The 13,266-nt window shown below is 57.4% G+C and carries 13 protein-coding genes and 1 tRNA gene; 1 reads left to right on the top strand and 13 read right to left on the bottom strand.

What is annotated here, in order from left to right:
• Nucleotides 1-6 precede the first annotated feature (6 nt).
• The 10 genes from rbfA to BQ5361_RS01300 form a co-directional block, all read right to left on the bottom strand.
• On the bottom strand, nucleotides 7-342 hold the full coding sequence (gene rbfA, locus BQ5361_RS01340; protein ID WP_022062951.1) for a 30S ribosome-binding factor RbfA: 336 nt from the start codon (nucleotides 340-342) through the stop codon (nucleotides 7-9).
• Nucleotides 287-1,246 carry an outer membrane beta-barrel protein gene (locus BQ5361_RS10250; protein WP_052131033.1) on the bottom strand — a complete coding sequence of 320 codons (960 nt, stop codon included), beginning with the start codon at nucleotides 1,244-1,246 and terminating at the stop codon, nucleotides 287-289. The genes rbfA and BQ5361_RS10250 overlap by 56 nt, the downstream gene beginning before the upstream one ends.
• Before the next feature lie 78 nt (nucleotides 1,247-1,324).
• A complete protein-coding gene (locus tag BQ5361_RS01335; RefSeq protein ID WP_035472831.1) occupies nucleotides 1,325-3,412 on the bottom strand; it encodes an Ig-like domain-containing domain in 2,088 nt (695 codons plus the stop codon).
• A 103-nt stretch (nucleotides 3,413-3,515) separates the two neighbouring features.
• Nucleotides 3,516-4,511, bottom strand: coding sequence for a hypothetical protein (locus BQ5361_RS01330; protein WP_035472833.1), 996 nt, complete (start codon nucleotides 4,509-4,511; stop codon nucleotides 3,516-3,518).
• Between the two features lie 4 nt (nucleotides 4,512-4,515).
• Nucleotides 4,516-5,034, bottom strand: a complete 519-nt coding sequence (folK, locus tag BQ5361_RS01325) for a 2-amino-4-hydroxy-6-hydroxymethyldihydropteridine diphosphokinase (protein ID WP_022062947.1) — start codon at nucleotides 5,032-5,034, stop codon at nucleotides 4,516-4,518.
• Nucleotides 5,035-5,107: 73 nt separating this feature from the next.
• Nucleotides 5,108-6,250 carry a DNA polymerase III subunit gene (locus BQ5361_RS01320; RefSeq protein WP_035472836.1) on the bottom strand — a complete coding sequence of 381 codons (1,143 nt, stop codon included), beginning with the start codon at nucleotides 6,248-6,250 and terminating at the stop codon, nucleotides 5,108-5,110.
• 55 nt (nucleotides 6,251-6,305) lie between these two features.
• Nucleotides 6,306-6,737: a dUTP diphosphatase gene (dut, locus tag BQ5361_RS01315; protein ID WP_022062945.1), complete on the bottom strand. Its 432-nt coding sequence runs from the start codon at nucleotides 6,735-6,737 to the stop codon at nucleotides 6,306-6,308.
• Between the two features lie 28 nt (nucleotides 6,738-6,765).
• Nucleotides 6,766-8,262, bottom strand: a complete 1,497-nt coding sequence (locus tag BQ5361_RS01310; protein ID WP_257526459.1) for a lipopolysaccharide biosynthesis protein — start codon at nucleotides 8,260-8,262, stop codon at nucleotides 6,766-6,768.
• A gap of 97 nt (nucleotides 8,263-8,359) precedes the next feature.
• Nucleotides 8,360-9,445: a dual-specificity RNA methyltransferase RlmN gene (gene rlmN / locus BQ5361_RS01305; RefSeq protein WP_257587907.1), complete on the bottom strand. Its 1,086-nt coding sequence runs from the start codon at nucleotides 9,443-9,445 to the stop codon at nucleotides 8,360-8,362.
• Between the two features lie 108 nt (nucleotides 9,446-9,553).
• A tRNA-Ala gene (locus BQ5361_RS01300) sits at nucleotides 9,554-9,627 on the bottom strand.
• Between the two features lie 187 nt (nucleotides 9,628-9,814).
• Here BQ5361_RS01300 and BQ5361_RS01295 point away from each other — a divergent pair.
• Nucleotides 9,815-10,501 (top strand): energy transducer TonB, encoded by a 687-nt coding sequence (locus BQ5361_RS01295; RefSeq protein ID WP_035472845.1) that lies wholly within the window; start codon nucleotides 9,815-9,817, stop codon nucleotides 10,499-10,501.
• A gap of 160 nt (nucleotides 10,502-10,661) precedes the next feature.
• On the opposite strand, the gene BQ5361_RS01290 is transcribed toward BQ5361_RS01295, so the two are convergent.
• The 3 genes from BQ5361_RS01290 to yihA all read right to left on the bottom strand — a co-directional run bounded on the left by BQ5361_RS01290 (nucleotide 10,662) and on the right by yihA (nucleotide 13,075).
• A complete protein-coding gene (locus BQ5361_RS01290; protein ID WP_035472848.1) occupies nucleotides 10,662-11,222 on the bottom strand; it encodes a cupin domain-containing protein in 561 nt (186 codons plus the stop codon).
• 193 nt (nucleotides 11,223-11,415) lie between these two features.
• A complete protein-coding gene (locus tag BQ5361_RS01285; RefSeq protein ID WP_022062939.1) occupies nucleotides 11,416-12,363 on the bottom strand; it encodes a ribose-phosphate diphosphokinase in 948 nt (315 codons plus the stop codon).
• A gap of 106 nt (nucleotides 12,364-12,469) precedes the next feature.
• Nucleotides 12,470-13,075 (bottom strand): ribosome biogenesis GTP-binding protein YihA/YsxC, encoded by a 606-nt coding sequence (gene yihA, locus BQ5361_RS01280; RefSeq protein WP_022062938.1) that lies wholly within the window; start codon nucleotides 13,073-13,075, stop codon nucleotides 12,470-12,472.
• Between the last annotated feature and the right edge of the window lie 191 nt (nucleotides 13,076-13,266).

The following is a 13,266-nucleotide window of genomic DNA, read 5'->3' as shown; positions in this document are numbered from 1 at the left end:
GCACTTCTACTTTAAAAGGTTGTCGATGTTCTCGATATACTCCAGCGAATCGTCCAGGAAGAACGACAGCTCGGGCACCGATTTGAGCTGGTTGCGGATACGCGTCCCCAACGCCTTGCGGATGCGCCATTCGCCGGCATTTATGCCGTTCATTATCTCCGCACTCCGCTCGAACGGGAAAATGCTCAGGTATATCTTCGCATATCCCAAATCGGGACTCATGCGCACCGAAGTCACCGTCACCATGACGCCCCGCACGAGGTCGGCCGCCTCTTTGGTGAAGATGTCACTGATGTCCTTCTGTATCTGCTTCGCTACCTTGCTTTGTCTTGTCGATTCCATACTCTTCCGTTATTATCTCTTCCGGAACGACCGCAGCATCCTCCGTACCGGTTGTTCCGGCCGTCTCGGTTTCCCCGACAACCGCGGTCGTCTCCTCTTCCGTTATCTCTCCTATACCGGCCGTCTCCTCCGTTTTCTTCATCTCCTCCAGCTCCTGCTGCGCACGCTTGGCCTCCCTTTTGGCGATGATGCGTGCATACCAGGGCGGCGGCAGGGGGGTATGCGGCTTGTCGCCCAAACGGTAAAAGAATCCGAGCGACAGGCTGATGTTGTCGAGCGGCGAACGCACCGGATTGCCCGCATAGACGGCACTGTTGCGCATAATGTCGCCGTAACTGAAATAGTAACGCCCCTCCAGCATCAGTTCCCATTTGCCCATGACGACATTGAGACCGATGCCGCCGAGAAGTCCGTACCCGAGCGGGTTATCTTTCACGAGCGTCATGTGATAGGGCCCTTCCGTAACGGTATTCCCGCTCTTCACCCACTCATATGCGCCGACATTGTACGATGCCCATATGCCGGCATTCAGGAAGACGCGCAGCCGGTTATCACTGAAATTCATGTGGATATGCCATATCAACGGCAGATTGACAGTGCTATAGACACGGCGGGTATAATCCTCCGAGTCGAGGCTCGCCTGTTCCTGATAAGCCCGCTGCAGAAATTCGAGTTCGGCCGCTACAGCCCCTATGTACCTCACCTTACCGTAATATTTCCATTGAATCCCGGCGGACCAGGTTCCCCACACCCACTTCATGGGATACCACGAAACGGGAGCGAAACGGCCGTAACCGACTCCCCATCCCGCCCGGGCGCCTATGTAGTGCTGCGCACGCACGGGCAGCACGAAAACTGCGAGCAGTGCCGCCAATACGACTCCCTTTGTGACTGTTCTCTTCATCAACGATACGCTGTCGGCACGCTTGCCGTAATTATCAAAATCCTCTTCTTTTCGCGCAGTATCCGCTCTCCTCCGGTCTTAGAACATCCTGTTGCCGGTATTGAACGCCCCAGTGGGGTTGAAAGCACCGCTGGCATTTCGGCTGCGCTGCGTATTCTGCTGTTGTTGCTGCTGCTGGGCCTTCTTGATACGTTCCTCGATAAGGCGCTGGGCACGCAGCAGTTCCTGCTTGCGCAACTGTTCGCGTATATCCATGATGTCCACCGGTTTGAACAGGTCGGCCATATCCACCGTTATCTCTATGTCCCAGTTGGCCTTCATGGCTATCATTTCGTTTCCCGATTCGGGAATGTATATCTCCACCCGCTCCGGCTGTTTGCGGAGAATCAGGTCGCCCGTATCCCACTGTCCGTTACCGTTCACATCGTCTATGACGCGCAGCTTCACGTCACCCGGATTCACGTAGCGGAAGATGTATTTGCCCGTCACGGCATCCCGCTTCTCCTGCAGGACGGAATTCTTGTCGTTCAACAGCTGAAGAATATACCGGCTGGAGTCGGTCTGCCCCTTCACGTTCACCGTCAGCGTGCCGAACTTGTCGGGCGACAGTATCGAGAAATCGGCCTTTATCGAGTCGTTACGCTGTCCGGCCACGTCGAGGAAGACGCTGTCGGGGATGACGAGCTGATATTTCTGCTCCGGAATCCACTGGGCCGAAAGCATCCACTTGCGGATATCCACCGAATCGCGCCGCAGTTCGTACCTCACCCGGTACATATCCTCTCCCTCACCGAAACGCACGAGCGAGATACGGCTGCTGTCCATCTCCACGAGCGGATAATCGAAACTTATCGTCACGTTGTCCTCGGGATTTATCTCCCCGCGGGCGCTGAGGTTGTACTTGAACGGATTGGGCTTTTCGGGCGGCGTATAGGTCTCTCCCTCGCGTTCGGCCCGTTCGCGTTCCTTCTCCTCCTTCTCTCTGGCACGCTCCTCCTCTTTCGTTTCGATGTATTTCCAGAACAGTTTCAGCTTGTCGGTATTCGGTACGAGCTGATTGAGGCTGTCGTGCTTGAGGTAGGTAATCCGTCCGGTAATGGTATCGGGCAGCTCCTCCCCCGGAACGTCGAGCCACAGGTTGATGGTATCCCGGCCGGGAGTGACATACTCCGTTATGATACGCGAGGAGTCGATGCCGTCCAGTACCAGCGAATCTATCTGCGGATAGGGGGCGTTGAAATAGAGCTCTATCTTATGCTGGAGGGGCCGCTTCTGTTCGGCCAGGTTCTGCCGTTTGAACTGCCGGTCGGTGAACATGCGGATGAAAAGCTGCGGCTCGGCGGTCATATAGCGGCGCGTCGTATCGTACCATGCCATGAAATCAGGCAGGTCGGAGGGGTTGAATACACCGTCGAGAAACCCTATCTTGTCCACACCCGGTTCATAGGCGAGATTGCCGTTGGTATCCTCGATGGCATATACCCGATAATCTATCGGTTTCAGGTTCTGGGCGATAAAGATACCGTTGTTCTCGGCCCTCGCGATAGCGTCGGGTTTGACATTGAATACGGTCGAATCGAACGCCGGCAGCGAATCGGGCCGGAAAGGGTCGGCAAGCCGCAGGAAAGGCTCGCGCAGGAAAGCCGAATCGGCCGCATCGTAGAAGAAGATGAGCGTCTTCTTGACACTGTCCTTCTTGTAGGCATCGACCGTATATCCCGACATGAACATGGAGTCTATCTCCGGACCGGTGGAGAAGACGTAACGGAAACCGTTGAGCGGATTCCCTTCGTTGTTGTCGCAGACACTGCTCCCGAAATTCAGTGCATAGGTGGTATTGGGTTTCAGCGTATCGAGGATATCTATCTGTACTCCCCGCCCCTTGACGAGGAGGGTGGGTGTCTTTTTCAGCTGCGGGGAGGTGAAAAACTCTTTCTGCTGGTCCTTGAGCTGTACGTACTCGTCGAACGTGATGTAGATACGGGTTCCCGTGAAGTTCGTCGTATTGAAAGCGGGCGTAGCCCCCATCACCTTGGGAGGAATGGTGTCTTTCGGCCCCCCCTGGGGAGCCCCTATGTTGGCGCAACGCCAAAAGAACGCGGAACTGAACAACGTCAGAGCCGCTATTCCCAACCATGTCTTACCGTGCGGGATACCTCTTTCCATTCGTTTACGAATCCTCTTGTCCATATTCTGTTGCCTCCGAATACACGGCCGGAGGAAACCGGCTCTTTCCGGCTTTTTACCCGCGGGGCCTCTATCCTCGCCGTCAGCTCTCCGGTTCCGGTTCCGGAACGGGGGTGTCGGGCCGCTCCACCACGACGGTCCAGATATCCGAGGTCCATGTATCGCCGGACTTGTTCAGGTCCACCGACAGCGTCTTCGTCATCTCCACGGGATTGCTGGAGAGGTCGAGGTAGCCGTAGGCATAAATCTTGTTCTCCGCCTCCTGGGCCGGGTCGGCATAGAGCACAAGCATCACGCTGCTGTCGGAGAGTTCCATCGTCAGTTGTTTGTCCACCCAGACGGCCTCGACATCAAACGGGAATTCGACATACTCGTCGGAATCCTGCTCTTTCTTCCTCTCGGCTCTGCCCGACGCTGCCTGCTCCCACGAAGTTACCCTCCCGCCGTTGGCTTTGTCGAAGCCGTAATAGGCGTAGCACCGGGCCGACGTCATCAGGGTCGACCGATACTCCCCCTCCCTGAACACGGCAGGAGTTATCCGCAGTTGCGTCCGTATGGGAATATGGACATCCTTGTAGCCGTAGAATTTCCACGGCGTCTTGACCACCGGTTCATCCGCCCCCTCTTTCCAGTCGAGCGGGGTGAACTTTATCGTCACATACATGTTCGCCAATCCGGCGACGACATTGGCGTTGCCCGTAGCCCACATGGGATATGCCGTATCCACCACCAGCAGCATGACCGGCGTGGTGGCGAACCTCAGGTCGAAAACGTTTCCGGCCTCGCCGGACGCCTCCGCCACCATGTCGTAGCTGCGCGTGCGCGACGGGTCGCCCACCGCGGTGGCAATCCCCGCCCGTGCATTCTCGATGGAGGTAACCTCCCATTCGTCGGGGTTCACGAAAAAGGCGTACACCTTCGCGGTCGTCAGCGGAATAGGCTCCGTCACGCTCTTGCGTTCCTGCCACGTCACCGTCAGACGGTAGTCGCAGCCCAGAACGGGTTTACTGCACGAAACGGCCAGCGAACAGACCGCCGCCGTCACCAGCACCACCAAAGCCAACCAACCTCTTTTCATCGCCTCACGCCTCCCCGTTATGCACCGCGGCCTGCCTTGCCAGCAGCTCGCCGCGAAGCTGTTCAACCGTTTTTCCCAGAACGGGATGCACCTTCTCCGGCGCTATCTCGGCAAGCGGAGCAAGCACGAAATCCCGCTCCTGCATCAGCGGATGCGGCAGCTTGAGCCGGGGCGTATCCACCACCGCATCATCGTAAAAAATGATGTCGATGTCTATCAGCCGCGACGAATAGGGTTCGCCCGTACGCGCCTTTTCGGCGGCTTCCGCCTCACGGTCGCGCCCGAGGCGCCCCTCTATCTCCTGCAGCGCAGCGAGCAGCTCCTCTGGGGCGAGGTCGGTATCGACCTCCATCGCCTGATTCTTGAAATCGTCTGCGGCGGTGAATCCCCACGCCTTGCTTTCGTAGACGTGCGAACAGCGCAGCACGATGCCTATGCCGGCATTTATCATCTGCTGTGCCTGTCTCAGGCGCGGCTTCACATCTCCCATGTTGCCGCCCGTTATGATTATAGCCCTTGCCATCTCCGTATAACTGCTTATCCATAATGCTGCGGCATCTCCGCAGCCTCTCCGCACGGAAAAACCCGTGCCGTACCTACTGTCTGCGCCCAATCAGCTTGCTAACCGACAGAGCGTAATGCGTGAAGACTATCTTCGCATTGCCGTTCTGGCTTATATGCAGCAGGGCGGTACGGTTCTCCTCCGCCAACTGCTCGATATTGCCGTTGCCTACGAAAGGGGCGAACTTTTCGCAGAACTCCCTTTCCCGTCCCCAAAGATAGGATATATTTCCCATTCCTGCCGAAAGCATGTAACTTTCCCGCAACAGGGAAACTGCATATCTGAAAAAACGTTTCTGGGCTTCGCGCCCCAGCGACGCCATATTCTCGGCCCATCCCAGCAGCTCCAGGTGCCGGTCGTTGTAACTGAAACGCATGAGGCTCGCGAAATTGTCGAAATCCTCCCCGGACGCCTCCCCTTCCGGACGCTCCGCAATCTTCCGCAGCTCCACCATATCGCCTCCGGCAAGCCGGGCCAGCGCGGCGGCCTTCTGCGTCTCCATGCCGTACGTACCGGCCAGCCACCGTTCCATGTCGTCCGCTCCGACGGGAGGCACCCCGACCTCCTGAACACGGGAGAGGATGGTGGGCAGGAGCATTTGCGGGGCCACCGAGACCAGCAGGAAAAGCGTTTTGTCCCACGGCTCCTCCAATATCTTCAACAAACCGTTCGAGGCCTCCACTCCCATCTTCTCCGGCAGCCATATCACCACCGCCTTGTACTCGGCCTCGAACGCCTTAAAAGAGAGTTTGCGTATGATTTCATCCGCCTCGCGTTTGGCGATGAGCCCCTGCTGATTGTCGAGCCCAATCCGCCCGTACCACATCTGCTCGTCGAAATAGCCCCCCGTCGTAAGCACCGCCTCCCGCCACTGGGGCAGAAAGGCATCGCTCATGGGTTTCTGCGAACCGCTCCGGGAAGTATTGGTAGGGAAGACGAAATGCACGTCCGGATGAACCAGTTCCGCCATCTTGATACACGACGGACACCGACCGCAACTGTCGCCGTCGTGCCGGTCCGTACAGTTGATATACTGTACATAGGCCAACGCGAGGGGCAGCGTTCCCCTGCCGCTGTCGCCCGTAAAGAGCTGGGCATGGCTTACACGCCCCTCCCCGACACTGCGGCGCAGCATCGCCTTCACCTCCTCCTGTCCTATGACATCCGCAAACCTCATGCTCTTCTCTCCTTTCCGCCGAAAACGGCATCTGTGCCGCGGACACGTCCGCAGCCTATCTTCCCGTCGAACCGAAACCACCCGCTCCCCGGGCCGTATCGGAGAGCGTCTCGGACGCCTCCCACTCCACGCGTTCGTGCCGGGCAACCACTATCTGCGCTATCCGCTCGCCTGGTTTTATCTCGAAAGGCGTATCGGAGAGGTTCACAAGAATGACCTTGATTTCCCCCCGGTAATCGGCATCAATCGTCCCCGGCGCATTGAGCACCGTCACCCCGTATTTCGCCGCCAGCCCGCTGCGCGGACGCACCTGCATTTCATAGCCCGCCGGCAGCTCGACGAAAAGTCCCGTCGGGACAAGCGCCCGGCACAGGGGAGCCAGCACGATACCCTCCGCAATGTCGGCCCTCACATCCATTCCGGCCGCAAGGGGCGTTTCATAATTCGGCAATTCGTATGCCGACCTGTTTATAACTTTAACGACCATAGTCCCGTAATCTTGTGCCGCCGGACGATTATCGTCCACGGCGGATGACCGACTTCACCAATCCGCCCAAATCGATTCGCTCCCTTCGGACGGCATAACCTGCAAATATAACCACCAAAACCAAATAAATCAAATACCTCAGCCAACCCGTCAGACCGCCGCACAGCACTCCGGCACCGTACAGCAGAGCTCCGAGCAGCACATACTCCCCTATCCGCTTCAGGTCGTAGGGCACGGGGCAATACCTCCTGTTGAGCAGATAACTGAGCGCTACCATCGCCGATTCGCACACCAGTCGGGCGACGGCGGCCCCCACGTAGCCGAGCGACGGAACGAGCAGGATGTTGAATGCCACGGTGAACAGCAGCCCCGTACCGGTCACGTAGATAGCGTATTTCGTCGCTCCGGTCTGCTTGTACCAGAAGGAGAGATTCAGCACGATACCCGACAGCATATTGGAGAGCAGCACAATAGGCAGTATCCACACTCCCTCGCGGAAATCGCGTCCGAGAATCAGGGCGAACAGGTCGCGGAACAGAGCGATGAACAGGAAGATGAAGATGGAGACGATGATGAAATATTTCATGGCCTCCGCATTGGTTCTGCGGAAGTCGTCGCCCTTGAACTCGGCCAGGAAAAAGGGTTCGGCGGCCAGGCGGTACATGGAGGTGAAGAGTGTCATCACCACGCCGAGCTTGATGACAGCCCCGTAGACACCCAACTGTTCCAGAGCATATTCGCTGCCGCCCGGCGTGAGCCACAGCACCATCTGCCGGTCGATGAACTCGTTGGCCGTCCCGGCTATCCCGCTCAGCAGAAGCGGAAGCGAATAGACGAGCAGGCTGCGGGCGAGCCTCCGGTCGATACGGGGCGCCACCCCGCCGCACATGGGCAGGATGAGGAGCAGCGTCACGGCACTCGCCGCGAGATTGGCCACGAAGACGTAACCGGGTCCCATCGCAGGGTCGTAAGCCCACGGCAGAATGCCCCGTCCGGCCAGCGACGGCAGCCATCCGTAAAAAAAGAAGCAGAGGGCGAGGTTCACGACGACCGAAACGAGCCGCAACAGGACATACCGGCCCGAACGCGACTGTTCCCGCAGCCTTGCAAAGGGAATGGCCGTCACCGCGTCGAGGGCCACGATAGCACCCGTCATCCATATATAAGAGGGGTGTGCGGCATACCCCATCCACTCCGCTATCGTCCCGTTGAACAGCAGCACCAGGACGAAAAAGAGCACGGAGACGAGCGACACCATCCCCCAGGCCGTAGCGAATACCCTACGCTTCTCCCCCTCGCCGGACGCCTTGCCGGCAAACCGGAAATAGCCCGACTCGAGTCCCATGGTGAGTATCACGAGCACGAACGGAATGACGGCATAGATATGGCTGACCACACCGTACTGCGCCCTTCCCATCACGCGGGTGAGGTAAGGTACAAGCAGGTAATTCAGCAACCTTACCAGCACGGTGCTTATCCCGTACACCATGGTCTGGCCGGCAAGTTTGCGCATCTGATTCGACATGGCGGAGTATGCTTTGAAAACGATTGTCAAAGGTACGAAAAAAGGCGGCACCGCATACGGCCGGCTCCCCGGAACATGCGGTGCGGCGCACCGGCCGCTATGCTTCGTCTCCGGCCTCCTCCATCTGCTTTGTGGAGAGCAGACCGCAGGCAGCCTGTATGTCCTCCCCGCGCGAAGCCCGGACGGTAGTAACGATACCCTTGCGGGAAAGCGCATTCCGGAAAGCCTCCATCCGCCGGTCATCGGGACTGAAATAGGGCGAACCGGGTATCTTATGAAACCGTATCAGGTTGATGCGGCACTTCAGGCCGTCGAGCAGGCGGGCAAGCTCCTTCACATGGGCCGGCGAGTCGTTCATGCCGGCGAGCACGATATACTCGAAGCTGACGCGCCGCTGTCCGCCGAAATCGTAACGGCGCAACAGCGATACGACATCGCGCACGGAAAAGGCCCGCTCCACGGGCATTATCTCCGCACGCTGTTCCGGAAAGGGATTATGAAGACTGACGGCCACATGCACCCGGCTTTCGTCGAGCAGGCGGCGCAGGCCCGGCACCACTCCGGCGGTCGAGACCGTTATACGGGTCGGACTCCAGCCATACCCCCACTCCGCGGTGAGTATTTCCAGCGAACGCAGCACCTGGTCGGGGTTATCCAACGGCTCCCCCATCCCCATATATACCATATTGGTAAGTCTGCCGCGTTCGGGTAGCGAGGCCATCTGGTTCAGAATATCCCCCGACGTGAGCTGTCCGCGAAGCCCCTGACGCCCCGTCATGCAGAAACGGCACCCCATGCGGCACCCCGCCTGTGAAGAGACGCAGAGCGTGGCCCGGTCGCCGTCGGGAATATAGGCCGATTCAACGTAGTGCCCGTCGGCCGTACGGTAAAGGTATTTTTTCGTTCCGTCACGCGAAACGGCCACCGACCGGGGAGCCTCGAGACCGAGACGATACGAAGAGGCGAGCGCTTCGCGGGCGGCTTTGGAAAGGTCGGTCATCGCGGTGATGTCGGTGCATCCCCGCCGGTAGAGCCACGATGCCATCTGCCCGGCAGCGTAACGCGGCAGACCGAGACCGGCGGCCGCTTCACGCAACTGCCCCAACGACATGCCGTACAGCGCCGGACGGCCACTGTCCTCACTCTCCCCTCCGGCCTCTCCGCCAACCATATACTGCGACATCGAACTACAGAATCACCGAAAAAATCAGGCCGTCCCGAATGTTCGGACGGCCGTTTATGGAATTTCCGCTGTCCGTGCATCTTATTAACAGAAATACGGACGGCTGCGTGGAGAATACCGGAATCGAACCGGTGACCTTTTGAATGCCATTCAAACGCTCTAGCCAACTGAGCTAATTCCCCGTAACTGTTCTGCACCGCAAAGATAATGCTTTTTACTTGTAAAACAACAGTCCGGGAGGAGGATAAAACAGCGTACGGGCCCAAAAAAAAGCGAACGGCCGTTTTTTTCCGATTTTTGTTCTTATATTTGTGAATCGGAAAAGTCTGTTTAAACCCGGAATAACAATAAAAACACGCACGTATATCTATGGAAGTCAAAAAGAGCAAAAAGGCCGACCTTGAGAACAGGAGGGGCTTGTTCATGGAAATCGGGCTTATCGTTGCCCTTGCCGCCGTCATCATCATGTTCAGCGTCAGCCAGCGCGAAAAAGTGGTCGAAGTGATGGCACCCGTTGCGACGGTCGATGAAGTCGAGATGATAGACGTCACGACCGAGAAGGAACCCGAACCCGAACCCGTACAGCACCAGCAGACCGTAGCGGTCATCACCGACGTCCTGAATGTGGTAAGGAACGACACCAAGATAGAGACCAGCATCGGCTGGGTGGACTTCGAAGACGAAGACATCGAAATCGCGCCGATACAGGTAGAGACCGAAGAGATAGAGGAGGAAACGATATTCATCGTAGCCGACCAGAAACCCTCTTTCCAGGGAGGAGACCTCAACGTCTTCCGCAACTGGGTACAGGCGCGCCTCTCCTATCCGCCTTTGGCACAGGAGAACAACATACAGGGCACCGTAACCGTGAAATTCGTCGTGGAGAAAGACGGAAGGCTGACCAACATACAGGTACTGAAGAGCCCCGACAAGACGCTCTCGGACGAAGCGGTAAGCGTACTGTCCAAATCTCCGAAATGGGAGCCCGCCCGTCAGCGCGACGTGCCGGTGCGTTTCAGCTACACGATGCCTATCGTATTCAAACTCCAGAACTAACGATTCCCATCCGATAAAAGCGAAAGGGAGTATCATCGGATACTCCCTTTCGCTTTTTCATCTTCTGCCGCACGACTGCCACTCCTGCCTTCTCTGTCGCGGTACAACCGTACCTCAACGACAACACACCCCTGTCGCACAGCGACGGCTCCCTGCCGCCCTATTGCATTGTTTCCCGATATACCGTCCCCCGCAGCGCATCGTCGGAATAGACATGCAGGCTATGTCCTGTCGGACTCAAGCAGGTGATGCGATGGATATGGTTCTCGAAGCTCCCTTCCGCACCGACGGCATAAAAACCGAGCGGCGCCTCCACGACGACCGAACGCTGCAGGCGGGCGTATCCCGCTGCGGCCGGCTCAAAAATTTCGACGAGAAATCTCCCGTCCGCGAAAAAATAGCCGGCGAACTGCGGATGGGCATGGATACTCGTCCGGTTTCCCTCCTGCCAACTCATCACGATGGCCTCCCACCCCGTTTCGGGAGAGCGTCCGAGATAGGTACGACGGTAGCCGTCGGCGGAATAGTCATCGAACCCGTCCAACGCATGGTCTCCGAGCCACGACATGACATACTCCTCTATCCGTTCGCCCAACCCGTCGTCTACCGCACGGGTATGCGTAACCTCCAGCAATCCGGAGAAAAAGGAGGCGTATCCGTCGTATTCGAGCGACGGGACGGCCAGATTCCCGGCTAACGTATCCGTATTCATCTTCTGCATTTTCGATTGTTTCCGAAACAAAAGTAAAGGTTCCGTCCGAAAACGACAACAGCACAAATGCGTATCGTACATCCCGTTTTACACCCATCCGCCGCCCACCGGCAAAATTGCCGCAAGTACCCGAAAAACGAAAACGGGACCGGAATGTTTCCGGCCCCGCATAAGTATTCCGCACGGAAGATACGCGGCAGTGCTACTTCACGAAGACGAACTGCGAACTTATCTCCTTATAGTTATGTACGCGCTCAATAACATCTGCGAACACGTCTGCCGTACTGAGCACCGTTATCTTCGAGGTATCCTTATCGGTACGGAGCGGAATGGTGTCGGTGACGATAACCTCGGCAAGCTGGCTCTCCTTCAGGTTCTCGTACGCCTTGCCCGAGAGCACCGGATGGGTAGTCACGGCACGGACGCTGCGGGCACCCATCTCCATGAACATGTTGGCGGCCTTGGTAATCGTTCCGCCCGTATCTATCATATCGTCCAGCAGGATGATGTTACGGTCCTTCACCTCGCCGATGGCTATCATCTTCGCCACCTCGTTGGGCTTGTTGCGGTGTTTGTGGCATATCACGAGCGGAGCGTTGAAGTAAGAGGCGTAACTGTTGGCCCTCTTGGCCCCGCCTATGTCCGGAGTGGCTACCGACAGGTTCTCCAAACCGAGCGACTCGATGTACGGCACGAAAATACGGCTGGCATAGATGTGATCGAGCGGCACGTCGAAAAAGCCCTGTATCTGGTCTGCATGCAGGTCCATGGTGATGATACGGTCCACGCCTGCCGACACGAGCAGATTGGCCACCAGCTTGGCGCCTATCGATACGCGCGGACGGTCCTTGCGGTCCTGACGGGCCCAGCCGAAGTAGGGAATCACGGCGATAACCTTATACGCCGACGCCCTCTTGGCCGCATCTATCATCAACAGGAGCTCCATGAGGTTCTCGGCGGGCGGAGGAGTGGACTGTACGATGAAAACGGTACATCCGCGGATACTCTCCTCGAACGCGGGTTGGAATTCGCCGTCGCTGAACCTGCTGACCGACAGGTCGCCCAGTTCGCATCCGTAACTCTCGGCAATCTTCGCGGCCAGTTCGTGCGAACCGCTGCCCGCAAAGATTTTCAGTTTGTGAATAGCCATCAATGTAAGTTGTTAAGGGATTTTGTTTTGTGTGTTACCTTTCCGCAAAGGTAAGGTATTATCCGGAACGATATCACATTTCCGTCCCGTTTTTATTAAGAAACTTTTACGGTTCTTCCGCACGCCGCAGGCACTCCCCTATGAAGCCGAGAATCTCCTCCCGCCCCGAACGTTTCACCGACGAGGTACGGAAAACGGGCGGCAGCTCCTCCCACTCCTCCAGCAGCCTCTTTTCGTAGAGGCCAATATTGGCATTCGCCTGCCCGGCGGAGAGCTTGTCGCACTTGGTGAACACGACGCCGAACGGTACGCCCTCCCGTCCGAGCATCCGCATGAAATCGAGGTCTATCGGCATGGGGGCATGGCGCGAATCGACCAACACGAAGAGAAACCACATTTTCTTCGCCTTCGTGACGTAATCCGTTATCAGCTTCCCGAATTCCCTCCGGTCGCTCTTGGAGGCTTTCGCATACCCGTAACCGGGCAAATCGACGAGATACCACTGCCCGTTTATCAGGAAATGATTTATCAGTTTCGTCTTCCCCGGCGTGGCCGAAACCTTGGCGAGCGAACCGTTGTCGGTCAGCATGTTGATAAGCGATGACTTGCCCACGTTGCTGCGCCCGATGAAAGCGAATTCGGGCAATCCGTCGTCGGGTATCTGCGAAATCCTGCCGCTGCTGAACGCGAAACCGGCCGATGTTATCTTCATCATTCCATGGTGTTTCCCACAAAGATAGCCTTTTTGTCCGAAAGCCGCAATCCCGCAGCGGTACGGTATGCAGACGTATGCCCTGCTCCGGCGGCGCCCCCATACGATAACGGCCGCCTTTCCGTTAACGTTTCGACCGGCAGCAGGAACATTCCGGAAGGCCCTGCCGAACGTTCGAAGAAACGATTTAT

The sequence above is a fragment of the Tidjanibacter massiliensis genome (genome assembly GCF_900104605.1).
Classification (GTDB): Bacteria; Bacteroidota; Bacteroidia; order Bacteroidales; family Rikenellaceae; genus Tidjanibacter; species Tidjanibacter inops.
The sequence above is the reverse complement of the archived record's forward strand: the minus strand, read 5'-3'. Positions and strand labels throughout refer to the sequence as shown.

Excerpts from the sequence above, each read along its gene's own strand:
- dut (WP_022062945.1), bottom strand. The coding sequence starts at position 6,737 with ATGGTCGTTAAAGTTATAAACAGGTCGGCATACGAATTGCCGAATTAT.
- BQ5361_RS01290 (WP_035472848.1), bottom strand. The coding sequence starts at position 11,222 with ATGCAGAAGATGAATACGGATACGTTAGCCGGGAATCTGGCCGTCCCG.
- BQ5361_RS01295 (WP_035472845.1), top strand. The coding sequence starts at position 9,815 with ATGGAAGTCAAAAAGAGCAAAAAGGCCGACCTTGAGAACAGGAGGGGC.
- BQ5361_RS10250 (WP_052131033.1), bottom strand. The coding sequence starts at position 1,246 with ATGAAGAGAACAGTCACAAAGGGAGTCGTATTGGCGGCACTGCTCGCA.
- BQ5361_RS01310 (WP_257526459.1), bottom strand. The coding sequence starts at position 8,262 with ATGTCGAATCAGATGCGCAAACTTGCCGGCCAGACCATGGTGTACGGG.
- BQ5361_RS01330 (WP_035472833.1), bottom strand. The coding sequence starts at position 4,511 with ATGAAAAGAGGTTGGTTGGCTTTGGTGGTGCTGGTGACGGCGGCGGTC.
- BQ5361_RS01335 (WP_035472831.1), bottom strand. The coding sequence starts at position 3,412 with ATGGAAAGAGGTATCCCGCACGGTAAGACATGGTTGGGAATAGCGGCT.
- folK (WP_022062947.1), bottom strand. The coding sequence starts at position 5,034 with ATGGCAAGGGCTATAATCATAACGGGCGGCAACATGGGAGATGTGAAG.
- BQ5361_RS01320 (WP_035472836.1), bottom strand. The coding sequence starts at position 6,250 with ATGAGGTTTGCGGATGTCATAGGACAGGAGGAGGTGAAGGCGATGCTG.
- BQ5361_RS01285 (WP_022062939.1), bottom strand. The coding sequence starts at position 12,363 with ATGGCTATTCACAAACTGAAAATCTTTGCGGGCAGCGGTTCGCACGAA.
- yihA (WP_022062938.1), bottom strand. The coding sequence starts at position 13,075 with ATGAAGATAACATCGGCCGGTTTCGCGTTCAGCAGCGGCAGGATTTCG.
- rlmN (WP_257587907.1), bottom strand. The coding sequence starts at position 9,445 with ATGTCGCAGTATATGGTTGGCGGAGAGGCCGGAGGGGAGAGTGAGGAC.
- rbfA (WP_022062951.1), bottom strand. The coding sequence starts at position 342 with ATGGAATCGACAAGACAAAGCAAGGTAGCGAAGCAGATACAGAAGGAC.